General features: G+C 70.4%; 23 protein-coding genes and 2 pseudogenes. 13 read left to right on the plus strand and 12 right to left on the minus strand.

All coding sequences use genetic code 11. From position 1 onward, the window contains the following. The first annotated feature begins 203 nt into the window (after positions 1-203). On the plus strand, positions 204-2,426 hold the full coding sequence (locus ACSU6M_RS32800; protein ID WP_437074721.1) for a cytochrome P450: 2,223 nt from the start codon (positions 204-206) through the stop codon (positions 2,424-2,426). An 85-nt stretch (positions 2,427-2,511) separates the two neighbouring features. Here ACSU6M_RS32800 and ACSU6M_RS32805 read toward each other — a convergent pair whose 3' ends face one another. Continuing rightward, complete coding sequence (locus tag ACSU6M_RS32805; RefSeq protein ID WP_437074722.1) at positions 2,512-3,117, minus strand: dihydrofolate reductase family protein; 606 nt, start codon at positions 3,115-3,117, stop codon at positions 2,512-2,514. A gap of 197 nt (positions 3,118-3,314) precedes the next feature. Further along, on the minus strand, positions 3,315-4,196 hold the full coding sequence (locus ACSU6M_RS32810) for a LysR family transcriptional regulator (RefSeq protein WP_437074723.1): 882 nt from the start codon (positions 4,194-4,196) through the stop codon (positions 3,315-3,317). A gap of 61 nt (positions 4,197-4,257) precedes the next feature. On the opposite strand from ACSU6M_RS32810, the gene ACSU6M_RS32815 reads away from it, so the two are divergent. After that, positions 4,258-4,623, plus strand: coding sequence for a DoxX family protein (locus ACSU6M_RS32815; RefSeq protein WP_437074725.1), 366 nt, complete (start codon positions 4,258-4,260; stop codon positions 4,621-4,623). Here the strand turns inward: ACSU6M_RS32815 and ACSU6M_RS32820 are convergent. Beyond that, positions 4,575-5,468, minus strand: a complete 894-nt coding sequence (locus tag ACSU6M_RS32820) for an MmyB family transcriptional regulator (protein ID WP_437074726.1) — start codon at positions 5,466-5,468, stop codon at positions 4,575-4,577. The genes ACSU6M_RS32815 and ACSU6M_RS32820 overlap by 49 nt on opposite strands. 140 nt (positions 5,469-5,608) lie before the next feature. On the opposite strand from ACSU6M_RS32820, the gene ACSU6M_RS32825 reads away from it, so the two are divergent. Further along, entirely contained in the window at positions 5,609-6,010 is a 402-nt protein-coding gene (locus ACSU6M_RS32825) for a peptidase inhibitor family I36 protein (RefSeq protein ID WP_437074727.1), read from the plus strand. 131 nt (positions 6,011-6,141) lie between these two features. Here ACSU6M_RS32825 and ACSU6M_RS32830 read toward each other — a convergent pair whose 3' ends face one another. Further along, complete coding sequence (locus ACSU6M_RS32830) at positions 6,142-7,296, minus strand: GlxA family transcriptional regulator (RefSeq protein WP_437074729.1); 1,155 nt, start codon at positions 7,294-7,296, stop codon at positions 6,142-6,144. 53 nt (positions 7,297-7,349) lie between these two features. Here ACSU6M_RS32830 and ACSU6M_RS32835 point away from each other — a divergent pair, with 53 nt between their 5' ends. The 5 genes from ACSU6M_RS32835 to ACSU6M_RS32855 all read left to right on the plus strand — a co-directional run bounded on the left by ACSU6M_RS32835 (position 7,350) and on the right by ACSU6M_RS32855 (position 12,788). Further along, positions 7,350-8,003 carry an HD domain-containing protein gene (locus ACSU6M_RS32835; RefSeq protein ID WP_437074731.1) on the plus strand — a complete coding sequence of 218 codons (654 nt, stop codon included), beginning with the start codon at positions 7,350-7,352 and terminating at the stop codon, positions 8,001-8,003. A gap of 2 nt (positions 8,004-8,005) precedes the next feature. Next, positions 8,006-8,617, plus strand: coding sequence for a DJ-1/PfpI family protein (locus ACSU6M_RS32840; RefSeq protein ID WP_437074733.1), 612 nt, complete (start codon positions 8,006-8,008; stop codon positions 8,615-8,617). A gap of 28 nt (positions 8,618-8,645) precedes the next feature. Continuing rightward, positions 8,646-9,377 (plus strand): DJ-1/PfpI family protein, encoded by a 732-nt coding sequence (locus tag ACSU6M_RS32845; protein ID WP_437074734.1) that lies wholly within the window; start codon positions 8,646-8,648, stop codon positions 9,375-9,377. 161 nt (positions 9,378-9,538) lie between these two features. Further along, entirely contained in the window at positions 9,539-11,890 is a 2,352-nt protein-coding gene (locus tag ACSU6M_RS32850; RefSeq protein WP_437074736.1) for an Orn/Lys/Arg decarboxylase N-terminal domain-containing protein, read from the plus strand. Positions 11,891-12,074: 184 nt separating this feature from the next. Then, a complete protein-coding gene (locus ACSU6M_RS32855; protein WP_437074738.1) occupies positions 12,075-12,788 on the plus strand; it encodes a hypothetical protein in 714 nt (237 codons plus the stop codon). 219 nt (positions 12,789-13,007) lie between these two features. On the opposite strand, the gene ACSU6M_RS32860 is transcribed toward ACSU6M_RS32855, so the two are convergent. After that, complete coding sequence (locus ACSU6M_RS32860) at positions 13,008-13,169, minus strand: hypothetical protein (RefSeq protein ID WP_437074740.1); 162 nt, start codon at positions 13,167-13,169, stop codon at positions 13,008-13,010. Positions 13,170-13,304: 135 nt separating this feature from the next. On the opposite strand from ACSU6M_RS32860, the gene ACSU6M_RS32865 reads away from it, so the two are divergent. Then, complete coding sequence (locus ACSU6M_RS32865; protein WP_437074741.1) at positions 13,305-16,622, plus strand: hypothetical protein; 3,318 nt, start codon at positions 13,305-13,307, stop codon at positions 16,620-16,622. Between the two features lie 156 nt (positions 16,623-16,778). On the opposite strand, the gene ACSU6M_RS32870 is transcribed toward ACSU6M_RS32865, so the two are convergent. Continuing rightward, a complete protein-coding gene (locus ACSU6M_RS32870) occupies positions 16,779-17,189 on the minus strand; it encodes an SMI1/KNR4 family protein (protein WP_437074743.1) in 411 nt (136 codons plus the stop codon). Positions 17,190-17,641: 452 nt separating this feature from the next. On the opposite strand from ACSU6M_RS32870, the gene ACSU6M_RS32875 reads away from it, so the two are divergent. From ACSU6M_RS32875 to ACSU6M_RS32885, 3 genes and pseudogenes are all read left to right on the plus strand, one after another. Beyond that, positions 17,642-18,076 carry a nuclear transport factor 2 family protein gene (locus ACSU6M_RS32875; RefSeq protein ID WP_437074744.1) on the plus strand — a complete coding sequence of 145 codons (435 nt, stop codon included), beginning with the start codon at positions 17,642-17,644 and terminating at the stop codon, positions 18,074-18,076. 306 nt (positions 18,077-18,382) lie between these two features. Continuing rightward, positions 18,383-19,150 carry a hypothetical protein gene (locus tag ACSU6M_RS32880; protein WP_437074746.1) on the plus strand — a complete coding sequence of 256 codons (768 nt, stop codon included), beginning with the start codon at positions 18,383-18,385 and terminating at the stop codon, positions 19,148-19,150. Between the two features lie 93 nt (positions 19,151-19,243). Beyond that, positions 19,244-19,497: pseudogene (locus ACSU6M_RS32885) on the plus strand (IS21-like element helper ATPase IstB); the annotation flags it as partial. Positions 19,498-19,555: 58 nt separating this feature from the next. On the opposite strand, the gene ACSU6M_RS32890 reads toward ACSU6M_RS32885, so the two are convergent. The 3 genes from ACSU6M_RS32890 to ACSU6M_RS32900 form a co-directional block, all read right to left on the minus strand. Beyond that, positions 19,556-20,203, minus strand: coding sequence for a dihydrofolate reductase family protein (locus ACSU6M_RS32890; protein WP_437074747.1), 648 nt, complete (start codon positions 20,201-20,203; stop codon positions 19,556-19,558). A gap of 217 nt (positions 20,204-20,420) precedes the next feature. Then, positions 20,421-20,963, minus strand: a complete 543-nt coding sequence (locus ACSU6M_RS32895; protein WP_437074749.1) for a DUF4760 domain-containing protein — start codon at positions 20,961-20,963, stop codon at positions 20,421-20,423. Between the two features lie 188 nt (positions 20,964-21,151). Beyond that, complete coding sequence (locus ACSU6M_RS32900; RefSeq protein ID WP_437074751.1) at positions 21,152-21,832, minus strand: NAD(P)H oxidoreductase; 681 nt, start codon at positions 21,830-21,832, stop codon at positions 21,152-21,154. A 113-nt stretch (positions 21,833-21,945) separates the two neighbouring features. Here ACSU6M_RS32900 and ACSU6M_RS32905 point away from each other — a divergent pair, with 113 nt between their 5' ends. Then, positions 21,946-22,875 (plus strand): AraC family transcriptional regulator, encoded by a 930-nt coding sequence (locus ACSU6M_RS32905; RefSeq protein WP_437074753.1) that lies wholly within the window; start codon positions 21,946-21,948, stop codon positions 22,873-22,875. Between the two features lie 88 nt (positions 22,876-22,963). On the opposite strand, the gene ACSU6M_RS32910 is transcribed toward ACSU6M_RS32905, so the two are convergent. From ACSU6M_RS32910 to ACSU6M_RS32920, 3 genes and pseudogenes are all read right to left on the minus strand, one after another. Continuing rightward, positions 22,964-23,419 carry a hypothetical protein gene (locus tag ACSU6M_RS32910; protein WP_437074755.1) on the minus strand — a complete coding sequence of 152 codons (456 nt, stop codon included), beginning with the start codon at positions 23,417-23,419 and terminating at the stop codon, positions 22,964-22,966. Positions 23,420-23,807: 388 nt separating this feature from the next. Continuing rightward, positions 23,808-24,116 (minus strand): hypothetical protein, encoded by a 309-nt coding sequence (locus tag ACSU6M_RS32915; protein WP_437074756.1) that lies wholly within the window; start codon positions 24,114-24,116, stop codon positions 23,808-23,810. 355 nt (positions 24,117-24,471) lie between these two features. Continuing rightward, positions 24,472-25,709: pseudogene (locus tag ACSU6M_RS32920) on the minus strand (serine hydrolase).

Raw genomic sequence — 25,709 nt, forward strand, 5'->3', positions numbered from 1 at the left:
CATGGCCGAGTGCGCCACTCACCGATGGGCGGGACCCTCACGCCAATTCTGCGCGCCGTTCGCCTTTCGGACATTACGGCGTGGGATCACCTGCGGCGGCGAGCCCCGCGTTGCCGTCGCCAGGGCCTGGCCTGATCGAGCCGCTCGAATCCCTTTCGCCGCGGTTTGTACTCACCGTGCGCGAGTGACTACCATCCGCGATCATGACGATCGGTGACGTCTCCTTCGACCTGCGGCTTCCCGTCGTGGAACCGCCCTTCGACGTACCGCCTGTGACGGAGGATCAGGAACCGCTGCGGCTGCGCACGGCGCAGTGGGCGCACGGGCACGGGCTGGCGGGGCCCAGGGGCGAGCAGCGGCTGAGGACGTCCGGGCTGCTGGATCTGCCACTCGCCATGGCGCACGGGGCGGACCCGGTGCGCGCTGCTGTTCTGCTCGACTGGTTCGTGTGGATGACCCTCCTGGACGACCGGGTCGACAACGGACCCTGGGTCAGGGACGGAGGGCTGGCGGCCCTGGCCGCCGACGTGGCCGCCGTGACCACGCACCGGCTGCGGGGGCCGAGGTCCGCCGACCCGATGCTCCTGGCACTGTCCGAGGACCTGTGGCCGAGAACCGCCGCACTCGGTGGACCTCGATGGCGGGACAGGCTGGCCCGTCACCTCCTCGAACACCTCGACGCGCAGCAGGCGCTCGCCGCACGACGAAGGGAACCGGGCCCCGCGCCGCTGACCCAGAACGCCTACGTCCCGTTGCGGCGCGCCCTGTTCGGAGCGGAGTTCTTCTTCGAGTTGCTGGCCGCTCTCGACGGCCCCGGCCCCCAGCAGGAGCCGGAGAGCGAACTGGCTCGGGCCCGCGAGTGCGCGGCGGACGTGATCGCCTGGACCAACGACCTGTACTCCTTGCGCAAGGACCTCGCCCTGGGCGAGGAGGCCAACCTCGTCCTCGTCGTCGCCGCCCAGCACGCGACGGACCGGGACCACGCCCTCGACATCACCCACCGCATGATCAGGGACCGGACGGACGACTTCCGCCGAGCGGCCGACAGTGTGCGCCTACCGCAGGAGCAGGCCCTGGCGCGCAGACTGCGCTCGACCATGGCGGCCTCGGCACAGTGGCACAGCCGCACAAGCCGCTACCACGGCCTGCCCATCGCACCGGGCGCCGCGGCGCCACCCGTCCACGCGTCCCCGCAGCAGCCCAGCCTCCTGTCACCCGGCTTCGAACAGGACCCCTACGCCCACTACGCACGGCTGCGGGAACGCTTCCCGCTCGCCTACGACGAACCGGTCGACGCCTGGCTCATCAGCCGGTACGACGACGTGCGTACCGCACTGAGCGACCCCCGCTTCACCTCCGCCAGCTACGCGTGGCAGCTCGCCCCGATGTTCGGCCGGACCGTCATCCAGATGGACGGCCGCGAACACGCGGCGCACCGCTCCTTCTTGACCCCCGCCTTCCGCGGCCACGCCCTGGACCGACTCACCGCAACGGTCGAAACCGTCGCCCGCACGCTGGCCGGCCCTGTCGCGCGCCGCCTGCACGCCGGACAGACCGTGGACCTGGCCACGGCCTTCTGCCAGGAACTGCCCGTACGCATCGTCGTCCACGCCCTGGGCCTGCCCGAGAACGACGTGCCACAGATCCGTGCCTGGTACCAGGACGGCTTCTCCTACCTCGGCAATTACCGGCAGGACCCCGCAGCCCTGGCCGACGGCCTGACCGCGCGCGACGAGCTGTACGCCTACCTCGACGACCACCTCGCCCGACGGCGCGCCGACCCCGGCCAGGATCTGCTGTCCGTCCTGTGCCACGCACGCGTCGAGGGCGACCCGCTGCCCGATCACATGATCAAGGGCTTCTGCGGCATGCTGCTCGGTGCCGGCGGCGAGACCACCGACACGGCCCTGCGCTCCTACCTGGCCAACCTCCTCGACCACCCCACGGCATACGCACAGGTCCGTGACCATCCCGCGGAGCATGCGGACGCCGCCTTCCTGGAGTCCCTGCGCCGCAATCCCCCCGTACACATCGTGCTACGGGAGACCGCAACCCCCGTCGACCTGCCCACCGGACACATTCCCGCGGGCGCCACCGTCGCCTGCCTGGTCGGCTCGGCCCACCGCGACCCGGCCCACTTCCCCCACCCTGACCTCTACCACCCCTCCCGCTTCACAGGACCACTCGCACGCCACTACACCGCCTTTGCCGCCCACCTGGCCTTCGGAGCCGGCCGGCACGTCTGCCTGGGCGCCCAACTCGCCCGCAAGGAAGCCCACATCGCCGTCCCCCTGCTGCTGCGCGCCCTGCCACCCCTGCGCTGGGCGGACGGCCACCGACCACCCGAAACGGGCGTACTGACCCGCGCCCCGCAACACCTGCGCGTCACCCTCGCCGATCCGGGCCGCCGACTCGGCGACATGTGAACCGCCTGCGCGGGAAGTCGACGGGCCGTGCGGATCCGCCGGTTCCAGGGCACGGCGAGGGACATCCTGACCGTGCCCTGGGGCGTCACTCGGGGACGGCGAGCGGCGGGTGCTCGAGCACGCGGGGCTTGTACTCGACCAGCTGGATGCCGCCGTCGAAGGTGCGGTGGTCGGTCATCTCCAGGGCGACGTCCGGGTAGCCGTCGTAGATGCGCTCGTCGCCGGTGGCCCCGGTGATCACCGGGAACATCACGACGCGGAAGCGGTCCACGAGTCCGGCGCGCAGCAGGGACCGGCACAGGCTGAGACTGCCGATCGTGCTGAGGAGCCCCGAGCCACCGGCCTTCATGGTGCGGACCGCCTCCACGGCGTCGCCGCGGACGAGCGTGGAGTTCGCCCACGTCAGCGGCTCCTCGAGTGAGGAGGAGAAGACGACCTTGGAGGCTCGCGTGAGCTCGTCGACGGACGCCTCCTCCTCGGGCCTGAACTCGTCCTGGCCCTCCGGGACCTCTCCCGCGGCGAAGCCGGACATCAGGCGGTAGGTGTTCGCTCCCATCAGGTAGGTGGCCTTGGGTTGCTCGCCGAGCCATGCGAGGTACTCCGGGCCCTCGAGGCCCCAGAATCCGGGCCATCCCTTGCCCGACGCGTAGCCGTCGAGGGTGGTGATGAAGTCGACGAGAAGTTCCGACATAGCGGTGTCCTTTCCTGGGTCGTCATGAGCTTGGACCGGCCGGGAGCCGCAAACTCATCGGCCGCGCCGTGGGAGATCCAGGACATTCATGGCCCAGCATGATCGACACTGCCTGTCAGGGGGTGGGCGGTGCCCGGGGAGCCGGTGGTCTGTGCTGACCCCGGCAGCCGTCAAGGCGCCGGCCACCGGCTCCGTCGTCATCTCCGGCTCAGCCGCCGGGTGATCGCCTGGAGCAGTTCGTCCAGTACCGCCTCGTGCGTCCGCCGCTGGGACCGGGCCAGTCCCACCCGGCTGGGCGAGACACCACGGACCGGACGGAACACCACACCCGGATGGGCGTGGAAACGGGCCGCGGACGCCGGGGCCAGCGCCACGCAGCCGCCGGCCACCGCTCCGAGCCACTCGTCGGGACGGCTGGTGACGGCACCGATCCGGACGGGGTGCCCGTCGCGTTCCTCCGTCGCGAGCCAGTGCTCCCTCCAGGCTCCGGTCTCGAATCCGGCCGCGACGAACGGCTCGTCCCACAGCTGCCGGAACTCCACCGTCTCGCGGTCCGCCAGCGGATGCCGAGCCGGCAGCAACACCCCACGCTCCTCGGCGAACAGCTCCCGCACCGCGAAGCTCTCCTGCCCCGGAAACGGCACACGCACCACTGCCGCGTCCACCTCCCCACGGGCCAGCCCGGCGCTCGGGTCCGACCAGTCGAACTGCCGCAGTTCCACTCGCCACTGCGGCCGCGTGCGGCGGAACTCGGCGATGACCTCGGGGACGGCCCCCACCGCACCCGCGTCGAGGAAGCCCAGCCGCAGCACCCGCGCCGCCCGGCCGGTCGCCCGCACCGCCTCGTCCCAGCCGTCCAGCAGTGCGGGCACCCGTGAGGCGAGCTCACGACCGGCCTCGGTCAGCGCCATCCCCGACCGCGAACGCGCGAAGAGCCGCACCCCGAGATCGTCCTCCAACCGCCGGATCTGCTTGGTCAGCGCAGGCTGCGAGACGAACAGCCGCTTCGCGGCCCCGGTCAGACTGCCCTCCTCCGCCACCGCGGCGAAGTACCGAAGCAGGCGCGTGTCCACATCCATGCCGCCAGGTTATAGAAGCAGGTATTGGACGGTGTCGAAAGGACTCGCGGACCCTGAAGGCATGACCGGTACCCAGCTCGCGCTCCTCGTCGTCACCCTGCTCACCGCCGCCGTCAACGTCGGCATCGCCGCCGCCGACCTCACCGGGGCCCGCTTCGTGCTCGCCAACTCGGCGCAAGTGGGGGTCCCCCGATCCTGGCTCCCGAGGCTGGCCACCCTCAAACTCGCCGGCGCGGCGGGCCTCCTGCTCGGCCTCCTCGACGCCGCGCTGCGCCCCCTCGGCGTCGCCGCGGCCGGCGGTCTCGTCCTGCTCTACCTGGGCGCGCTCGCCTTCCACCTGCGCGCCCGCGTGCTCCACAACCTCGCGTTTCCCGGCTTCTACCTCGCCACAGCGGCCGCCTCGCTGGCCCTGGCCGTGTCCTCCTGACGACGCTGCCCACGGCGGCCCTCCCGGCGCCGCGGATCGTCCGGGGTGAAGATGCTGAGATTGATCCGGGCGCCGGGGGCGAGAATGGGCTGCGCGAGGCAGGTCGTCAAACGCCCGGGACCATAAATGGCGTGGCGCAACGGCAGTTCGGAACCGTCGGTGAACGGGACGGGGACCGCCGCGCCCTCGCGGTAGAGCGGGCCCGCCAGTGGGTCGGCGAGGACATCCCGTTCGAGGCGGACCAGTGCGGCGTTGTCCGGGCGTAGCTCCACGGCCTGCCTGAGATGGGGCATCATGGCCGGCGCCCACTGGTCGGCCCAGTCCGGCAGGACATCGGTGCGGGCCTCGGGGTCCAGCAGCAGCCAGCGCATGATGTTGGCGGGGGCCTGTCCGCGAGGGAAGACACGACGGAAGTCCTCGTTGCAGGTGACGAGGTTCCACTCGGCGTCGTTGATGTAGGCGATCGTGTCGGTCATGGACTCGATGACCTTGCGCCACATACCGGCGAGGGTGTTCCCGGCGCTGCTGTGCAGGGGGTACGGAGGGTTCTCCTTGCGGGTCGTCTGCCACAGGAACGCCCACTCCTGTTCGCTGAGACCGAGGACCTTCGCGACAGAGGCCAGGAGGTCCGCGCCGGGGCCGGCGAGTTGGCCGTTCTCCAGGCGGTTGTATGTGCCGCGGGCACGCAGGATCAGCTCGTCCATCTGCTCCTGGCTCAGCCCGGCGGCCCGTCTCCCGGGACCGGGCAGCCGTCTGGGGAAACCCCTGGTCACCGGGTCGATGGAGGCCCGGCGCTCTTGAAGGAGCTTCTTCAGGGAGCGCCGGTCATGGGCAGAGAGTGGCATCTGACGCAACCATTCGGTCGGGGGTGGCAGTTGCCCGATTATCTGCGCCGACTGTGCGTGGAAAGGTCCACCGGGCACCGGAATGCTGGTACCGGCGCGCGACACCGACGTACCAGGCATCCCATGACCAGGAGGCAGCAGTGACCTTTCGGCGCAAGCTCACGACCTTGGCGCTCGCCGGCGGACTGGCCCTGTCCGGGCTGGCGGCAACCGCGGCACCCGCATCGGCCGCGATGAGCGAATGCCCGGCGGACGCGCTGTGCCTGTGGGAAGGCACCGGGTACAGCTACGGCCTCGACTTCGCGGCCCGCAGCACTCGGGCCTGCTTCGACCTGCGGAAGTCCGGCGACAACTACTTCCTGTACGGCATAGGTTCGTACTGGAACCGCCTGCCGGTGAAGGCCGACGTCTACCACCGCGACGGCTACGGCAGACTGCATTACGACGGAACCATCCGGCCGGGCGGCTTCAGCTCCGACAGCCGTACGGGAGATCAGTGGGGCCATGTCGGCGCGGTGTGCACGGGCGGCGCCACGCCCTGACCTCACCGGCCCGGCCGCCGGGACCGTGCGGGCGAGAGGAGCCCGCCGCGCCTCCGGCAGCCCCGGAAGGACCGGCCGAGGGGATGGGGGGAGAGGCCGGTTCCGGTGGTACACCGTCACACCCGTCGCGCTCACGAGGAGTGATGCGGAGGAGCGGCGAGTCCTGTGCGGCCGGAGGTGAGGGCGACTGCCCCGAGGCCGCCGTCGCGGGTGCGGCGCGGGGCGCTCGGCCGGGCAAGCGCGGCGGCCGGCGGGTCGGGGGCCGCCGTCGGGGCGTGCGTCCGGGCGGAACGGGGCCGTGCTGCGGGCCCCGCTGCCGGGGAGGGGGAGAACGCGGCGCGATAGGCGGTGGGTGTCGTCCCGAGGGAGCGCCGGAAGTGCAGCCGGAGGTTCGAGGGGCTGCCCAGGCCGCATCGGTCGGCTATCTGGTCGACGGCGAGTTCGGTGCTCTCCAGCAGCTCCCGCGCGCGGTCCAGCCGGGCGGCGAGCAGCCAGCGCAGCGGCGTCGTGCCGGTCTCGGCGACGAACCGCCGGGCGAAGGTCCGCGGCGCCATGTGGGCGTGGGCGGCCAGCTGGGGGACCGTCAGCGGTTCGTGCAGGCGGGTCAGGGCCCACGCCCGGGTGGGCGCCAGGGTCACGCCCAACGGGTCGGGCGCCACCGGCCGCTTGATGTACTGGGCCTGCCCGCCGTCGCGATGGGGAGCGCAGACCAGGGCGCGCGCGACCTGGTTCGCCGTCTGCGAACCCAGGTCGCGTCGCACCAGATGCAGACACAGGTCGATGCCGGCGGCGACCCCCGCCGAGGTCAGCACCTGCCCCTCGTCCACGTAGAGCACCTGCGGGTCCACCGTCACGCGCGGATACCGCGCCGCGAGCTCCTCGGCGTACCGCCAGTGCGTGGTGGCCGTGAGGCCGTCCAGGATCCCGGCCGCCGCCAGCGCGAACGCGCCGGTGCAGATGGACACCAGCCGCCGGCCGCGGGCGTGGGACTCGGCCAGTGCGGCGAGCACGTCCGCGGGGAGTTCCCGCGCGTGCGGCGCGTATCCGGGGACCACCACGGTGTCCGCGCCGCGAACCACCTCCAGTCCGGCCCGCACCGTCACGTCGAACCCCGCCGCGGTCGGGACCGGCCCCGCGGTGCGTCCGCACAGGGTCAGTTCATAGGGGGCGCCGGGCACGGCGATGAAGACCTGGGCGGGGATGCCCAGGTCCAGGGGCAGCACGTCGTCCATGACCAGGACCGCCACGCGGTGCGGTGCGGCAGGGGTGGCAGTTTCCTCTCGCATACCGGCAAGTCTGCCACTGTCAGGGGCAGTTGCCGCAGCCGATCATCGAGGACATGAACGACGTGATGATCAACGGCGTCCCGCCGCTGCCCGACACCCCCCTCGCCCGCCGTGCGCTGGCCCTGGTGCGCGAGACGGAGTCCACCGCGACCGCCAACCACAGCGTCCGCAGCGCGCTCTTCGCCCGCCTGCGCGCCGACCACGAGGGCGCGGAGCCGGGCCGTGACTACGATCCGGAGCTGCTGTTCCTGGCCTGCGTCCTGCACGACATCGGCCTGACGCAGGCGGGCGACCGCCACCAGCGGTTCGAGGTGGACGGTGCCGACACGGCCGCGGAGTTCCTCACCGCCCAGGGCCTGCCCACCGCCGACGTCGACGCCGTGTGGGAGGCCGTCGCCCTGCACACGTCACCCGGCATCGCCGAGCGCCGCGGCACCTTGTGCGCCCTGGTGCACCAGGGGACCGGGATGGACTTCGGCTGGAACACGGACTGCGTCGACGACGCCACCGCGGCCGCCATCCACGCCGCCTATCCGCGGCTGTCCATGGCCACCACCCTCACCGACGAGATCGTCGCCCAGGCGCGGCGCCGACCGGAGAAGGCCCCGCTGTTCTCCCTCACGGCCGAACTGCTGCGGGAGAGGTCCGCACCTCCCCACAGGACCCGGATGGAGACCATGGCCGACGCCGCGCGCTGGGGCAACTGAGCATGACCACATACGGAATTCTGCTGTTCGAAACGGCGCAGGAACTCGACTTCGCCGGTCCCTGGGAGGTGTTCACCACCTCCTCCGATCTGCGCGAGGGCAGGGACGACGTCCTGCTCCTCGCCGAACGTCCCGGACCCGTCCGGTGCTCCCAGGGCATGCGGGTACTGCCGGATCTCACCCTCGGGGACCACCCGCCGCTGGACGTCGTCCTCGTACCGGGCGGTTCCGGCGCCCGGGAGGTCGAGCCCTGCAACGAGCGCGTCACCGGCTGGCTCACCGACACCGCCGCGCGCGCCACCTGGGTGGTCGGCGTCTGCACCGGAACGTTCCTGCTGCACGCCGCGGGCCCGGCCCGGGGCCGCCGCGTCGCCACCCACTGGCAGTACGAGGAGGCACTCGAAGGACGAGGCGACGTCACTGTCGTCCGGGGCGTCCGCTATGTCGCCGACGGCAACCTGCTCACCAGTCAGGGCGTGTCCGCCGGCATCGACAGCGCCCTGTGGCTCGTCGGACACCTGCACGGACGCGAGCACGCCCGCGCCGTGCGCCGCGCCCTCCAGTACGACCCGGCACCCCCGTACCTGGCGGACGAACCTCTCCTCCACCCGTGACCGATCGACGAAACCGGAGTACCGACCGATGAACCGCCGTACCCTCCTGCACGCCACGACCGCGCTGGGAGCCGTGACCCTGACGGCCGGCACCGCCCCCCGCGCCGACGCGGCGTCCTCCGCGGCCTCCGGGCGCGACCGTCCCTTAGCCGTCCACATCGTCATGTTCGACGGCGTGGAGGAACTCGACTTCAGCGCTCCCTACGAGGTGTTCTCCGCCTCCGGCTACTTCACCGACCGCGAGGTGCAGGTCCGCTACGTCGCACTCGACGGTCCGCGCACCGTCCGGGCCGCCTACGGCACCAGGCTGCGCGTCGACCACGGATGGGCCCCCGAGGACGCGGACCTCCTGGTCGTCCCCGGCGGCGGATACGCGCGCCGCGAGGATCCCGGCGTGTGGGCCGAGATCCGGCGCGGCTCCCTGCCCCGCGCCCTGGCCGCCGCGACCCGCCCCGGTCTGACCGTCAGCGCCTTGTGCACGGGCGTGATGCTGCTCTCCGCCGCCGGACTGACCTCGGGACGCCCGTGCACCACCCACCACCGGGCGCGGGCCGACCTGGAGCGGCAGGGCGGCCTGCTGAAGAACGCCCGCGTGGTCGACGACGGCGACCTGGTCACCGCCGGCGGCGTCACCTCCGGACTGGACCTCGCCCTGTGGCTGGCGCGTCGGGAACTCGGCGCGGATGCCGCGGTCGGTCTGGAGCAGATGCTCGAGTACGAGGCCCGAGGGACGGTCTGGACGGCGCGCAGCGGCCGGTGAACGCGGTCGGCGGCGCCGGCCCGACCCGTCCCACCCCGGAGGGGCCCAGGGCCCGCAGCCCTACCCCTTCAGGTGAATCCCGCCCGCTCGCCGGTGCCGTCGGCCGCCTCGAACGGTTATCTGCGCGGCATATGTCCATGATCGGGATCGGGAGACGAGTCGTGAGCACGGGAACGGTGCTTCTCGCCACGCGGGAGACGCGCGCAGGCGCAGGGGCTGTCAGCGAGCAACTACTGCGCATCGGAAAGGAATTGGAGACCCAGGGGCTGCACGTACGGTGGGCCGCCGATGCGCGCGACGCGCAGGCCGTGCTGCGCACGGAGGCAGGGCTCGCCGCAGCCCTCGTCGCCTGGGACCTGGACCCGCAGGCCGCGCCCGGCGGTGAGGAGGGCGGCGGCGCGGAGGTCCTGTCCGCGATCGAGAAGCGGTTCAAGGACCTCCCCGTCTTCCTGCTCATGCCGCAGCAGGCGCAGGACGCGGACGGGGACTTCGAGCAACTCCCCCTCTGGGTCGCGGAGGTGGTGACCGGATACATCTGGCCGCTGGAGGACACCCCCCTCTTCATCGCAGGGCGCGTGGCCGCCGCCGCGCGCGGATACCGGGACGGCGTGCTGCCGCCGTTCTTCAAGGCGCTGCGCCGCTTCGACGACGCCCACCAGTACTCCTGGCACACGCCGGCACACGCCGGCGGCGTCGCGTTCCTGAAATCCGCGGCGGGCCGGGCGTTCTTCGACTACTACGGCGAGCGCCTGTTCCGTACGGACCTGTCGATCTCCGTCGGGGAACTGGGCTCGCTGTTCGAGCACAACGGCCCGATCGGCGACGCCGAGCGCAACGCCGCCCGCGTCTTCGGCGCCGACCGCACGTACTTCGTCCTGCACGGCGACTCCACCGCCGACCGCATGGTCGGCCACTTCAGCGTGATGCGCGACGAGATCGCCCTGGTGGACCGCAACTGCCACAAGTCCGTCCTGCACGGACTGGTGATCTCCGGCGCCCGCCCCGTCTATCTGGTCCCCACCCGCAACGGATACGGACTCGCGGGCCCCCTGCCTCCCGCCCGTACCGACGCCGAGGCGGTCCGGGCACGCATCGCCGCGCACCCCCTCGCCGCGGACGCGCTCTCCCCGCAGGCGCAGTACGCCGTACTCACCAACTCCACCTACGACGGGCTGTGCTACGACACGGTCCAGGTCGCGCGAACGCTGGCGCCCAGTACGCCGCGGCTGCACTTCGACGAGGCGTGGTTCGCCTACGCGCGCTTCCACCCGCTGTACGCGAGCCGGTACGGGATGGCGGTCGGCCCCGACACCTTCGACGACCCGATGAGGCCCACGGTCTTCGCCACCCAGTCCACGCACAAACTGCTCGCGGCGCTGTCCCAGACCGCCATGGTGCACGTCAAGCCCTCGCCCCGCGCGCCGGTCGAGCACGAGCGGTTCAACGAGGCGTTCATGATGCACGGCACCACCTCGCCGCTGTATCCCGCGATCGCCTCGCTGGACGTGGCCACCGCCATGATGGACGGCCCCCAGGGGCGGGCGCTCCTCGACGAGGCGATCACCGAGGCCATCCGCTTCCGCCGGGCCGTCGTGCGCACCGGCCGCCGCATCGCCGCCGCGGGGGACCGGCCGGGCTGGTTCTTCGGCGTGTGGCAGCCCGACACCGTGACCGATCCCGCGACCGGCGAGCGCGTCGACCTCCTCGACGTGCCGCCCTCCCTGCTCGCGGCGGACCCCCGCTGCTGGCAGCTGGAGCCGGGCGCCGACTGGCACGGCTTCGAGGGCCTGACCGAGGGCTACTGCATGCTGGACCCGGTGAAGGTGACCCTCACCTGCCCGGGCGTCACCGCCACGGGAGACACCGCCGAGTGGGGCATCCCGGCCCGCGTCCTGACCGCGTACCTCGCCACACGCGGCATCGTCGTGGAGAAGACGGACAGCTACAGCACGCTCATCCTCTTCTCCATGGGCATCACCAAGGGCAAGTGGGGCACCCTCATGGACGCCTTGATGGACTTCAAGGCCCTGTACGACGGCGACGCCCCGCTCGAGGAGGTACTGCCCGCACTCCTGAACGCACACCCCGGCCGCTATGCCGGCCTGACACTTCGGCAGTTGTGCCAGGACATGCACGAACACCTCACCGAGGCCGAGCTGATCGGCACGCTCGACACGGCCTTCCGCGAGCTCCCCGAGCCCGTCGAACCTCCGCAGCGCTGCTACCAGCGCCTGATCCGCGGCGGAACCGAGCGCCTCACCCTGGCCAAGGCGGCCGGCCGCATCGCCGCCGCGATGGTCACCGTCACCCCGCCCGGCATCCCCGTCCTGATGCCCGGCGAGGCCATCGGCGCCGCCGACGGACCGCTGCTGCGCTACCTCGGCGCCCTGGAAGCCTTCGACCGCGCCTTCCCCGGCTTCCACAGCGAGACCCACGGCGTCACCATGGACCCCGGCACCGGCGACTACCTCATCGAATGCGTCCTCCCCCGACCCGAGGACACCGGCCCCTGAGGAATCCGACCCCCGCGCGCTGTCCAGGCCGGTCTGGACAGCGCGGGGACGTGGCCGACGACGGCCGGGTCGACGACGGACACCGGTCCCCGTCCGCCGATCCTGCGGACCACGGTCGGACCCTTCGGACAGGCAGCGGAAAATCATTCGACGGCCCGGCCATGAGTCGTCATGATCCGCCCTCGTGACGACTCCGAAGCAGTTCCTGGTCCAGGCCGCCGCGCGCAACAACGCCGAGTGGTGCGCGGCGATGACCCGATCCCACGGCCTGGCAGGCGAGTTCGGAGCACATGCCTGGGCCGCTCCGTCTCGCACGCCGCTGTACTACCCCGACGCGGTGACGCTGGCGCCGGGCGCCGACCCGGCCGCGCTCGTGTCCCGGATCGACACCGCCACCCCCGACGCCTCCGTCAAGGACAGCTTCGCCGACCTCGACCTGACGGAGGCCGGCTTCCAAGTCCTGTTCGAGGCACAGTGGATCCACCGCCCGGCAGGTGCGCCCGCCCTGGCGCCGGACCTCTCCTGGAATGTGGCGGACGATCCGGACGCGCTGCGCGCCTGGGCCCTCGCCTGGGACGACGGGGACGGCCACGCCGACCTCTTCCGGCCCGAACTGCTCGACGCCCCAGGCACCTTCGTGCTCGCCGGACGGTCCGCCGACAGCCGAGTCGTCGCCGGAGCGGTGGCGAGCCGCAGTGACCAGGTGGTCGGAATCTCCAACGTCTTCGCGCTGGACGGTGGCCCCGACGCGGCCTGGCCGGTCGTACTCGACGCGGTGCACAGGCTATTCCCCTCGTCGCCGCTGGTCGGCTACGAGCGGGGCGAGGACCTGGAGGCCGCCGTCCGCCACGGCTTCGAGCCGGTCGGTCCGCTGCGGGTCTGGATGCATGGCCGGTAGCGTCTGGTCGCAGGGCCAGTAGCAGGACCGCAGGCGGGCGGCACGGAGGTCGTCACAGCCGGACTTACGGCCTCGAAACCGCACCGGGCCCGGCCGCGTCGGCGTAGCATCGGTCAAACGGTACTCAAGTGCCTTGATCGGCGCTCCCTTACACCCAGGCGAGGCCAGAACCCGGTCCCTCACCGCCCCGGGGGGTCCGTGTGCGGCGCACGTCGGCGGTCAGCGGTCCAGGCGCGTTCGCAGCCGGCGAAGGGCGCGGCGTGCGAGCGGCGGGACGGTGAGAACGAACGCGGCGAGCGCGGTGAAGAACTTCAACAGGACGGTGATCTGAGGCAGCCAGTCCCACAGGAGCAGGACGGCATCGGTGAAGGCGGAGCCCATCGGTGACCTCCGAAGGCAGCGAGTAGTGATGAAGCCGACTCTGCGGCCGCCGTCGTCCGGTTCCGTCCAGATCCGGATTCTGGACGGCGGCCGACGCCGCTCGGTCGGCTCGGCGGCACGGGGGAGGGGACGACGTTGATCCGCGAAGAGCTGCGCCTGCTGTGGGAGAGGGCGGGCAGACCGCCGCTGAGCAGCCTGGTGGAGCACTCCCGACGGCTTGGCCACGACGTGAGCAGGTCGTCGTTGGGCGAGGCGAAGAACCCGAACACGACCGGAGGAATGCGCTGGCCCACCGTGGAGGCGTTCCTCGACGCCTGCGAAAGCTATGCCCGGGCCCGCAGACACCCGCTTCCGCACGAGGTCGACAAGCAGTACTGGCAGGCGTTGCTGGAGCGGAGCCATCCCTCCACGCGGAGCAAATCAGCCTCGCAGCCTGCCGCCCTGCCGGCGTCCTGTTGGAGCCCGTCCGACCTCGACGTGCACGACGCCCTGACCGCCGACGGCGACCCCGGCGTGCCGCTGCCACCGCTGCCGCCGTATCTGCGCCGCGAGTTCGACGCCGAGCTCGACCGGGCGCTCGTCGGCGCGGGTGAAGGCAGCCTGCTGGTCGCCCTGACAGGGAAGTCCTCCACCGGCAAGACCCGCGCCATGTACGAAGCGGTGCGCACGCACCCCGAGTTGAGCGCCCGGCCCCTCTTCTATCCGCGCACCGCCGAGTCGTTCCTGGAGCTGGCGGCCTCCCACCGCCGGACGCCAGGCGTGGTGCTCTGGATGAACGAGGCCCAGAACCTCCTGTGCGGCGAGGCCGGGGAGAAGGTCGCGGAGACGCTGCGGACATGGTTCGACGACTCCCAGCCGGGTTCGGTCGTCGGCCTGGCCAGTATGTGGCCCGAATACTGGGACCAGTTGGTGGCGGAGCCGGCCCCGGGATCACCCGATCCCCATGCGCAGGCACGTCAACTGCTCACACACCGGGCCCGCCGGATCCGGGTGCCCGACATGCTCACCGCCGAGCACCTGACCGCCTTGACCGAACAGGCCGACGCGGACCCACGCCTGCTCCAGGCCGCCGCGGCCGCCGGTCCCAGCCGTCGGGTGATCCAGACGCTGACCGGCGGCCCGTACCTCGTGGACCGGTACGAGCACCCGCAGACGGACGAGGCGCTGCTGAACGCCGCACTGCTGTCGGCTGCGATCGACCTGCGCCGCCTCGGCGTCCCCGGCGCGGTGCCCGCGCCGCTGCTGACCGCCGCGGCCCGCGACTACCTCGACATCGACCTGCTCGACGGACTGCTCCCCGAGAACTGGACCCAGGTCGCCCTCGACGACGCCACCCGACGACAGCACGGCATCCGCGCCCTGACCCCGCGCCGGGAGCCGCCCCCGGACGGGGACACCGTCGTCTATCAGGTGCACGACTACCTGGAGCAGCACGGCCGTGCCCGGCGCCGCGACAAGGTACCCCCGGACAGCTTCTGGCAGGCCGCGGAGCGCCTTCGCACCGTCGAGGAGCTGCGCGCGCCGGCCGAGGCGGCGGAGGCACGGGGGAGACTGCGCCCCGCGGCACGACTGCTCAGCCGTGCCGCCATGAGGGGTGACCGGCGGTCGGCGGTCCACCTGGCCCGCCTGCTGGACAGCGCCGGGCGGGCGCGGGAGGCCCACGGCTGGTGGCGGTTCGCCGCGGACGCGGGCGACAGCCGGGCCATGGTCGTCACCGGTACCCACCTGCAGCGACAGGGCGACGTGCTCGCCGCACTGCGCTGGTGGACGACGGCGGCCGACGCCGGTGACCTTGAGGCACCCTGCCTGGTGGCCTACCACCTGGACGCCGTCGGGCGGACCGCAGAAGCGCGCGACTGGTGGAGACGCGCGGCTCAGGCCAACGGCGAGTACTACTACGCCAACCGGACGATCATGGACTTCCTGATCGAGCAGGGCCGCAGCGACGAAGCCGCCGCCTGGGCACCCCGGCGGTGCAGCTACGCCGGCGGTCACCACCAGTGGGACGCACTGGCGCGGCTGCTCCACCGGCAGGGCCGCACCGACGAGGCGATCACCTGGTGGAAGGAACTCCTGGCGGAGAAGGATCTCGACCACGGAGACTACGCACTGATCCTGCGGGAAGCGGCCGAGACGATGATCGCCGCCGGTGAACCCGACATGACGGTCTCCTGGCTGCGAGAACTGGCCGACCGCGGCAACTGGCACGCCCGTGCCGAAGCCGTGGAGCGCATGAGAGAGCTCGGACGCATCGACGAGGCGGTGCAGTGGCTGAAGGCCCACGCCGTCTCGCGGGCGAGCACCGCGAACGACGACACCGTCGATCGGGTGGCCGACCTGCTCGTGTCCGAAGGACGTACGGCCGAGGCATGGGAATGGCTGCGGCAGCGGGCATCCGCCGGCGACCTGTCCGCGCTGGCCCGTGCCATCGGTCAGCTACAGGCACAGGGGGAGACGGAGCGGGCTCTGCGCTGGCTGACCGACGACGGAGCCTGCTCGCTCGGGAAGGCCCCCGCCCTTCGGGCACTGTGCGGCATGGCCGGACTGCTGCGTGCCGCGGGTCACCGTTCGCTCGCGCTGATCCTGGTCCAGGAGGCCGCGGAGCCGTACGGCCACGGCGGTGGGCTGTTCTCACGGCTCATCGAGGAGGACTCGCGTTCCCGCCACGACCTCACTCCGGCGCAGGCGAGGACCGCTTGGGAAGAGGCGTACTCCTCACTCGATGCGGTGGCGATGAGGCGCGCGGTGGCTCTCCTCGAGGCCGTCGGCGCCTACGAGGACGTCCGGGCGCGCCTCGCGACGGCAGGGGCCGCCGGCGAACCCGGCGCGTCCGGCTCCGAGGACATGCAGGAGGTCAGCGCCTGGATGCGCAGGAGGATCGATGAGGCCGACCCTCGCAAGGTCGCCGTAGCGGCGGGCATCGCCGTGCGGTCCGGTCTCGTCGACGAAGCGCAGGCGGCGTACGCGCACGTGAACGGTGCGGGATATTCCCTGATGTCCCCTGGAACCATGGGCGCCTTGCCCGGCCCGCTCGTCAGCCTGCTGGAGGAACGGGGACGCATCGACGAGGCGCTGGACCAACTCCTGTCCGCCGGGGGCGAGTTCCACTACGCATCCCGGAACACGGCGGCCGAGATCCTGACGCGTGCCGGCCGCCTCGACGAAGCGATCGCCCTGCTGCTGCGGCATGACGACCACACCGCCATCGCCCGCCTCTACGTCCTGGCGGATCGTCCCGAGGAAGCCCTCGCCGCACTGCGCCGCGCCGCCGACCAGGGCCGCACTCACGCCCTCACCGAGACCGTGCGCCTGCTGGAACAACTCGGCCGCTCCGACACCGCCTGCCGCCTCCGCGAGTACGGCTGGAATCCGGACGGCACGGTGGCCCAGCCGTGGACGGCTCCGCAGCCACCGCCAGGAGCCGCGGTGGACGCGGGGCGGCGAACCCACTGACAACGCCGCCCGCACTTTCTGATACCGAAACGCGGACCCGCCTGCCGCGGATCGATCGTGCCCTGTGGTCGCCGATCTTCACCGCAGGCTCCCGCAGACCGGCTTGCGCCCCCCAGCTATGAGGGGCGGGGGCGAACCCATGTCACGGACGGTGGGTCATAGGCGAAGCCACTCGTCGCGGGCCCAGTGCCACACCGACTCCCAGCGGTCCTCCGTGAAGCCGCCGGTGCCGATGCACGACCAGAAGACGACAGCGCCGTCGGGGCGGACAAGATAGAAGTCGCCCTCGTCCTCGCACAGCACGATCAGGTCGCGCGGGACGCCCTGGGCCCAGGCGATGTTCATGAGCTCCGGCAGGTGCGTGTGCCGGCCCTCGTCCGTGACGGTGACGGGGTCCAGGCGGCGGCGCTCGACGTCACCGACATGAAGCAGGAACTCCCGGAGGCCGGCGGGCAACTGAATGCCGTGTTCCTCTTCGAGTCGCGCGAGGAGCTGCTCGTCGGGGAGCTCGGGCGGGGCCTCGTCGGGCCAGCGGGTCTCCCGGATGTGCTGGATGACTTCTTCCACGACTCTCCTCACACATGCTGCCTCAACCCGCGACCGCGGACCGCGATGATCATTCTGAGGCAGGGGGCCACACGCATCCGCATCGGGTCACGGGCCGATCTGCACCACAGCGCACGCACGTCGACATACGGCGATCCATCGCCCACCCAGGCGTCTCAGGTCCATTGCTCGGACGGATCCGCCCCTACGCGCCGGTCAGGCTCACCACCCGCAGGTGGCCCTCAACGCGAGGCCGCCCCGCCGCACTCTGCTGCTCCGGCGAGCGCAAGATCAAGGCCGTGTCCCTCTGGAACGCGATGAGGCACGGTCCCGCCGTCTCGGCGAGGCGAGGCGCCCGCGTGGGTGGCGGAGCCGGACACCCGCTGGGCGCATGTCTGTTGCAACTTCCTGCAGACTTTGGTGCAGCCGGTCCCGCTACACCAGACGGTCACCGCCATGACAGGTTGGCAGGTATGTCGACATCTGCGAACGATTCGAAGACAACCGCCGTCCAGCAGTTCTTCTCCGCCTACGCCTCAGGTGACCTCGAGGCCATGAGCGCGGTGCTGGCCGAGGACATCGAGTGGTCGATCCCCGGGCGCCACCCCCTGTCCGGGACCAAGCGAGGCATCGCCGAGGTCGTCAGCTTCTTCGACCAATTGGCCAAGGCCGGCTTCCAGGCCGAACCGATCTTCTTCGGGACGAACGACGAGTACGTCGTCGACATCCACCGTGGCTGGACAACCCAAGGCACCGGCAAGGTCGACACTCTCTGGGCACTCGTCTGGCACTTCGACACCGACGGCAAGGTCGACCGGGTCGTCAACCTCAGCGGCGACCAGCACCAGATGGACAACTTCATCTGGGCCAACTACCGCCTCGCACCGCTGCCCGACCGGCTCGGCTGAGCGGAACGACCACGGCCTCAAACCAATTGGCCTCGTGCCGCCGCGGCGCAGCGGATGCGGTCGGTCAGCCGGCACCCGGTGGGCCATGGCGACCCGCTCCTGTTCGGTGCCGGTACCTCCTCTGGCACCAACTCGGCGGAGGTCTCCCTCTGGATCCTGGCCCACCCCCAGTTGTTCGTGGCGCAGGGCGTCCTGAGAATCGGCGGCGTGGTCACCCTGAGCAGCCCGACACGAAGTGGCTGCTGATCGGCTATGACCTGGTTTACCGGTATTTTCATACGCATCCCGACAGATGCGGAGAGGCCGGTGAGGACGAGAGCCACGACCGTCTGGTTCACGCCGGCTTTGCGCACGCTCGCGGTGGTGCTGGGCGTGGGGTCATTCGGATTGGGGGCCCTTGCGGTCTTCGCGACCGAGAGCGGGACCGGCGCAGCGGCGTTGATCGTGTTCGGGGGTGTCCTGCTCCTCCTTTCTCTGCTGGGCAGTCATGTCGAGAGCCTGGAGTTCGGAGGAGCCACTCTGCGGCTTCGGGCCGCCGCGGCGGAGAGGTTCGCGCTGGCGGAGGAGTCCGACCGTCTGGGTGACACTGCCATGGCTCGTCGGTTGCGTGCTGAGGCGAGGACTCTGCTGGATGCTGCGGGCCCCCTCGCCGCCGACTACGGCTCAGTGCGCGGATCCATGCGGCCCGGCGCGGCACGCACCCAGGCGCTGGAAGAGGTGATTGCGCGGGCGCGCAGCTTGGCACGGGAGCAGTCCTTCGAGGCGGCCGAGGTCTTGCGGTGGTTGCGGGAAGGTACTGATGAACAGCGCATTACCGCCTTGGCGATGATGCAGGCCAAGCCGGAACTGCGGAACTTCGAAGCCGCCCTCGCCGCTATCTGGCACCCGCGCTCACCCTTCGAGCAGTACCACGCCATGCGGCTCGCGTTGCAGATGGTCGACGAACTCGACGGGGGCCAGGCCAGAAGGTTGGCTGAAGCGGTAGAGAGACAGAAGGGTATTCGCTTCCGAAGGGACTCCGATCGCGTGAGGCTCCGCAAGGAGATCCTGCGGAAGGTGCACGGGCGCTCGTAGGAGCGGGAGCGGTCCACCGAGCACCGAACGAGCGTGCGGTCCGGCCGCCGACGGCAGCTGCTCGCCAGGCTTGCCCTGCTTCCCTTGAACTAGCTCGTCGGGGCCGCCGACGAGAAACAGCTGAACAAGACCATCGCCCGTTACGGCCGCGTCGGTCTTTTGCGCGTCCACGAGCTCGGCTGCATGGATCTGGGCCATCACGGCGCTGAGCTGCTTCTTCAGGTTCTGACCGCGGGCGAGGAGAAGAACAGCGTCACCGTCGTTTCCGACGAACCGCGGCCATCGTCGAACGCCTGACGTCGAACGGCGCGGTCGTCCAGACCGGAACCGACTCCCACCGGCTGGCCTTCCCCCAGGGCAGCCCAGGAGGCAATACAGCCAACCGGGGCCAGCCCTGCGGTCCGGTCACTTGCGCCAGAACAGGTGGTGCGTCACGCCGCTCGGGCTGGGCACGACCTCCAGGTGGAACCGGTCGAGCAGTTCATCGGGTGACTCCCAGAGCCGTAGTCCGGACCCGAGCTTCAGCGGCGAGACCGCGACGTGCATGGTGTCGACGAGGTCGGCGTCCAGGAACTCCCGAATGGTGGTGACCCCGCCGCCGAGTCTGACGTCCTTGCCCTGTGCCGCCTCCCGCGCCTGCTCGAGGATCGTGGCCGGGTCGCCGTCGACGAAGTGGAACGTGGTGTCGGAGAGCGTGAACGAAGGACGCTTGTGGTGCGTCATGACGAACACCGGGGTGCGGAACGGGGGCTCGTCGCCCCACCAGCCGCGCCACTCATAGTCGGTCCAGGGCCCGCGCTGGGGCCCGAATTTGTTGCGGCCCATGATCTCGGCACCGATGTTGCGCGCGTAGTCCCGCGTGAAGTAGTCGTCGAGTCCCCGGCTCCCTCCGGGTTCGGTGCGCATGGGCCAGCTCGCCGTGGCGCCGGCCCAGGCGAACAGCCTCGCCGGGTCGACGGCGTGGCCGAACGGACTCTCAAGGCTCTGGTCCTCACCGGCACCGATCCCGTCACTCGAGACGTTGAAGTTCTGCACTCTCAGCAGCTGAGCCACGTGCTCCTCCTGGGTTGTCGACAACGGTGATGAGACTCTCCAGGCCGCGAAAACTCATCGCTGCATCCGTGACCGGTCAGACACTGGGCCATCTGCTGCCGCAGACGGCGGGCGAGCCCGGGCAGTGACGCCGGCCAGCCGCCCAACCGGCCGAGCGCCGGTCGCCATCCGCCATAAGGACGCTCTCGCCGGGCGCCACCAGAAAAGTGGAGGCTTGTCAGTCTGCCTCGGCTGGAGGACCTATCTCCCGCGCCATCGCCTCGGAGACGGGAAACCTTTTCATCCCCAGTTCCCGGTGGACATCCTCGGGCGACCGCTTGCTCGCCCTGAACGCGAGATCCTCAAAGTAGGGCATGGCCAGTCTCCGATGCTTCTCGCGCTCCGCGCGAACGTAGGGGAACAACACGGCCCAGGCTCGGAGAACGCTTCGTCCATAGGAACCGATGACGAGACGCTCATCGACGAGGCCATGGGCGACGAGTTTCCCCAGATCGTCGTAGAAGAGTCCGATACGGCGGACGTGTTGCTTCGCAGGCTCCGGAAGATCCACGTAGGAGATGCGCTCAGGGTGCGCCGAAGTCAAATGGTAGAGAACGTACTCGATTGATTCGGAGAACTCAGCTGTCCTTGTCTCCTGGAATCCGTCCAGGATGATCGAGAGAACGTTCGCGCCTTGGGACGACCTCAGCTGCCTCCATGCGATGACGCCTGACACGAGGAGGGAAAAGATCGAGATGGCTAATGCTGCGGCGTTGAACACAAGGGGCCCCCATCGCCTCGGTGGCGGATTCCCGGCAAGGCTACTGAAGTTCCCTCGTGATGACCGCTGACCCGGTGGCGGACGTGGCCGTCCTGCGACAGGACAAGCCCCGTCCGCCGCGGCTTCGACCACCGCCGCTTGGAGCGAGGGCCCCCGCGGCCCCGCCCCGGCCCGCGGCGCGGCAGTGGTCAGGCCGCCACCAGCTCCCCGGCGGCGAACTTCTCCACGAACTCCCCTGCACGCCGGTCGAGATCGGCGTACTGCGCTTCTCGCTCCGCGCCCTGGACCGCTTCGCCGACCAGGAGGTTGCCTTCGGCGTCCACGCGCTGCGGGCGCTCCTCGGCGTCGGTGAGGAGGCCGACGGTGGATTGGGAGAAGCCGCAGTAGTAGGCGATGCCTTCGCTGAGAGTGGTCTCGAGGACGGTCTGCATGCCCTCCACGACGGGATCGTCGGAAGTGGCGCCGGCGAGGCCCAGCCACAGGATGCGTTTGCCGGCCAGGCGGGGCTTGCTGCGCCCGTAGGCGAACCCGTAGTTCCATACGCGGTCGATCCAGCCCTTGAGGATGGCGGGCACGCTCTGCCAGTACACGGGGAAGACGGCGACGACGACATCGGCGTCGAGGATGCGCCGCATATGGGCGTGCACTTCGTCCGAGTACGCCTTCTCCCTGTTGCCCCAGTCCGGCTGGTCCGCCGTGTTCATCCGCGGGTCGAACCCCTCGGCGTGCAGGTCGAGCAGGTCGATGCGGTATCCGGCGGCCTCGAGCCGGGCGGCGGCTCGGCGGGCCGTGTGCGCGGTGAGGGAATCGGTGCGGTGGTGTGCGACGACCACAAGGGCTGTCCTGGCATGGCTGTCGTGCTGCGTCACGGTGTCTCCCGGCTGTTCTCGGTCGATGCGATGACTCCAGTACAGCCGTGGCGACGTAGATGATCCATGGGAGAAACGCTCAGAAACATAGGAGATCGTCTACGATGTGTTCCGTGGACCCATTGAGTTCGCTCCTCAGCGGCATACGGGCCGAGGGCTCGGTCGTCACCCACGCCGTCCTGACGGCACCCTGGACGATCCGCTTCGCCGACGACACACCCCTCACCATGATCACCGTGCTGCGCGGCGGGGGAACCCTGCTGCTGCCCGACGGCACCGAGCGAGCGGTGGGCGTGGGTGACACCGCCATCGTGCGCGGCCCCGCGCCGTTCCATCTCGCGGACCGTCCCGCATCCCTGCGCAGCTCTCATGCCGCGTACGAGATCGCCTGCTTCACCAGGGACACGGGGTGCACCGGGCAGGAACTCGGCGGTATCCACTGGGGTACCGACGCGCAGGAGGCGACCGCGCTGATCGTGGGCGCCTACCGCGCCTCGGGCCACCGTCACGAGCGGCTTCTGCGTGCCCTGCCGCCTGTCCTGGTGATGAGGGAGGACGTCCAGGTCTGTGCCTGGCTGGAGACGGCCGCCGCCGACGCGGCCCGTCTCTCGGCCGGTTCGCAGGCGCTGATGGACCGGCTCCTCGACTGGGCTCTGGTGTGCACGCTGCGCAGCTGGTTCGACCGGGCCGGCGCCGACGCGCCCAGCTGGTACCGGGGCCTCACCGACCCGGTCCTCGGCCCCGCCCTGCAGGCATTCCACGACCGGCCCGCCGAGGCATGGACGGTGGCCTCGCTGGCCGCTCGATCCGGCGTCTCCCGAGCGCTGTTCGCCAAGCGCTTCACCAAGCTCATGGGCCGCCCGCCCCTCGCCTACCTCACGGAATGCCGGATGGACGAGGCTGAGACGCTGCTGACCGACACCGACCTCAGCATCGCCCAGATCGGAAGGTCTGTCGGCTATGCGGACGCTTTCGGCTTCAGCGCCGCGTTCAAACGCCACAAGGGCCTGAGTCCGAGTACGTTCCGCTCCGCGGCGGCTTGAGCTCCCGTCTGCCGACAGGAGTGATGGCACGCGTCCACGCCCGGATTCCCTCCGTCAGACCTTTACCGAGGCCCGGGGCGGATCGGTGTCATCTCTCTTCACCGGGGACGAAGTTGGCTTCTATCAGTGCGCCGCCGTTGTCGAACGCTGCCAGGAGATATGAGCCGAGAGAGTTCAGACCGCGATACACCTTTTCCGCCAGTTCCCAAGTTGCTGTTTCGGTCGATCTGGAGATCGGCTCGATGCACGCCCAGAGATTGTCGAACGGCTCTTCCTCCACCTCCGGTTCGGCCACCAGCAGGCTGATGCTGAGGTCGTCGTTCTCGAACCAGAACAGGAAGTTGCCTGGCGTGGTGCACTCTTCGCTGACGCCGAATTCGATGTTCATGATCCGCTCGACGTCGGCCCGGATGGTGGTCGCGAACGTCGACAGATCCATGCCAGGGCGGACGGGACCGGCATCCACGCTGATGTCGTCTTTGTGGCCGGTGTACTGATCGAAGCGTGGCATCGGTGTTGCGCCTATCTGCTGGGACTTGGACAACGAGAGGGTGGGGGAGGGGTGACCCACGGGGGCACTTGGGGGCGTTTCCGACCGATGGCTGCTGCCTCGGCCGACGTCATGCGTTCACCGTCCCCTTTACGGTGGGTCCTCGTCGAGTGGATTTCATCGAAGGTGCTGTCCGGCAGACGGTCCCAGCAGGGCTCGTGCACAGACGGCGTAGCGCATGGCGGGGGACTCGGATGAGGGGGAAAGTACGGGGTGATCCACGCTGACCTGCCTCGTCCACACAGGAGCCGGAGCGCTGAGAATGCGGGCACGTTCCAGGGCGGCCAAGGTGCCTGCATCCACGAAACCACCATTGCGCTGGGTCAGTGGAACGCGTGGGGTTCGCCCGCCGGGGCAGTCGTAGACAGGATGGGCCGGGAAGTCAGTAGACGATGACTCGCCAGCGTTCCACCCACCGCAGCCAGTTGCCGCGCTCGCCACGTACTTGGACGCGGTCGGGCTCCACCTGCCAGACGCTGCCGTACAGCGTGGCGTCCGGGAGGTCCACCCTGACGGTGTCGTGGAGCTCCAGTTCGGTCTCGAAGGGCCGGGACCACCTGTGCGCGCAGGCATCGCAGTGATAGCCGACCACATCGCGCCCCGCATCAGTCGTCGGACTGCCCGGGCGGACCGCCTCGACCAAGCATCGAGGGCACGGGTCGGCGGTGTGCGCGCCTACTGATCGGGACATCGTTCGATTCTGCTGTACGCCGGCGAGACTGAGCAACCGCGGGCGCCGAATCCATGGCGATCTCATCCGTCACCACACCGTGCTTGTCCAACCAGGCAACTGGGCACGGGGGATCAGCAGCCATGACGGCCAGCGACTCGAGCAACAGGCGACGACGCAGCAGAGGGCCAGGGCGCTCCATCACGCGATCGTCGCACGCGTCGACGCACCCGGTCTCACACATGCTCGGCTGAGCACGTTCATCTCGTCCTCCTATGAGCACGTCGGCAAGTACGCCGACAGGTGCAGCTCGCCGCCCTCGCCGGGGGCCACCGTGACCCCCGGCGACCTCACCCGTGTGCTCCACTCGGGCGCCTCAGGTCAGAGGGTTGGGACAGTCGTAGACGTGGTTCGGTGTCACGATCTCGGTGACTGCGCGGGCGACCAGTGACGACGGTTCCTGACCCTGGTAGGTGATGTCGGTGTTGAGCATGACCACCAACGTCGCTTTCTTGGAGGGCAGATGGACGGTCACGGTCTCGTACCCCGGAATGGAGCCGTTGTGGCCGATCCAGCCGCCGCTCTCGAAGATGCCGAGGCCATAGCGGGTGCCCGGAACGCCGGTCGGGAGCATTCTGAGCCGTTCCCGCTGGGTCTCGGGGCTGAGCAGCGTGCCGGTGGCGACGATCCTCGCCCAGCGGCGCAGATCGTGCAGGTCCGAGATCATCGCTCCGGCGGCCCAGGCCCAACTGGGGTTCCAGTCCGTGGCGTCGGCGACCTCGCCGCTGAGGGTCTGGTCGGTGTACCCGCGCGGGTGAGGCTCGGGGAACTCGGCACCCTGCGGGAAGAGCGTGTGACGCAGACGCGCCGGGCGCAGCACGCGCCGCTCGATGACGTCGGCCAGTCGATGGCCGGTGACCCACTCGACCACCAGACCGAGCAGGACGAGGTTGGTGTTGGAGTACTGGAACTGCTGCCCCGGCTTGAACGTGTTCTTGTGCTTGAAGCCGTAGGCCAGTACCTCCTCGGGGGTGAACGAGCGGGTCGGGTCGCTCAGCAGATCGCGCTGGAAGTCGGTGTCGAAGGTGTAGGGGTACAGGCCGCTGCGCATCTCGGCGAGGTGGCGCAGGGTGATGCGGTGGCCGTTCGGCACGCCATGGACGTACTTGGAGATCGGGTCGTCGAGGCCGACCCTGCCGTCGTCGACGAGCTTCAGCAGCGCGGTGACCGTGAAGGTCTTGGTCTCACTGCCGATCCGTACGAACACGTCCGTGGTCATCGGCCTGCGGCTGGCGATGTCGGCGACGCCCGTGGCACGGACGTAGCATCCCTTCCCCGGCATCCACAGCCCCACGACGACGCCCGGAATGCGGGCCTGGCGGCGTACGCCCTGGATCGCCCGGTCCAGCCGGGTGGTCAGCTCGGCGGCAGTCCGTGGGGCGGGCAGCCCTTCTCATGGGAGTGGCCGACGCCTTCGGCGAGACCGGCGCGTTCGGCCCGGTCGACGCCCGCGGCGTGCACCGACGTGGCGGGGGCCACCGCCATGGGGGTCAGCATCGAGACCGCGAGCAGGGCCGTGGCGAGCAGTCGGCGGGAGGGGGTACGTCGTCGCAT

Origin of the sequence: Streptomyces sp. enrichment culture (assembly GCF_964272895.1) — a bacterium.
In the GTDB taxonomy this organism is placed as follows: domain Bacteria; phylum Actinomycetota; class Actinomycetes; order Streptomycetales; family Streptomycetaceae; genus Streptomyces.

Excerpts from the sequence above, each read along its gene's own strand:
- ACSU6M_RS32800 (WP_437074721.1), top strand. The coding sequence starts at position 204 with ATGACGATCGGTGACGTCTCCTTCGACCTGCGGCTTCCCGTCGTGGAA.
- ACSU6M_RS32875 (WP_437074744.1), top strand. The coding sequence starts at position 17,642 with ATGTCGACATCTGCGAACGATTCGAAGACAACCGCCGTCCAGCAGTTC.
- ACSU6M_RS32835 (WP_437074731.1), top strand. The coding sequence starts at position 7,350 with ATGAACGACGTGATGATCAACGGCGTCCCGCCGCTGCCCGACACCCCC.
- ACSU6M_RS32830 (WP_437074729.1), bottom strand. The coding sequence starts at position 7,296 with ATGCGAGAGGAAACTGCCACCCCTGCCGCACCGCACCGCGTGGCGGTC.
- ACSU6M_RS32810 (WP_437074723.1), bottom strand. The coding sequence starts at position 4,196 with ATGGATGTGGACACGCGCCTGCTTCGGTACTTCGCCGCGGTGGCGGAG.
- ACSU6M_RS32845 (WP_437074734.1), top strand. The coding sequence starts at position 8,646 with ATGAACCGCCGTACCCTCCTGCACGCCACGACCGCGCTGGGAGCCGTG.
- ACSU6M_RS32860 (WP_437074740.1), bottom strand. The coding sequence starts at position 13,169 with ATGGGCTCCGCCTTCACCGATGCCGTCCTGCTCCTGTGGGACTGGCTG.
- ACSU6M_RS32820 (WP_437074726.1), bottom strand. The coding sequence starts at position 5,468 with ATGCCACTCTCTGCCCATGACCGGCGCTCCCTGAAGAAGCTCCTTCAA.
- ACSU6M_RS32815 (WP_437074725.1), top strand. The coding sequence starts at position 4,258 with ATGACCGGTACCCAGCTCGCGCTCCTCGTCGTCACCCTGCTCACCGCC.
- ACSU6M_RS32915 (WP_437074756.1), bottom strand. The coding sequence starts at position 24,116 with ATGTCCCGATCAGTAGGCGCGCACACCGCCGACCCGTGCCCTCGATGC.
- ACSU6M_RS32840 (WP_437074733.1), top strand. The coding sequence starts at position 8,006 with ATGACCACATACGGAATTCTGCTGTTCGAAACGGCGCAGGAACTCGAC.
- ACSU6M_RS32805 (WP_437074722.1), bottom strand. The coding sequence starts at position 3,117 with ATGTCGGAACTTCTCGTCGACTTCATCACCACCCTCGACGGCTACGCG.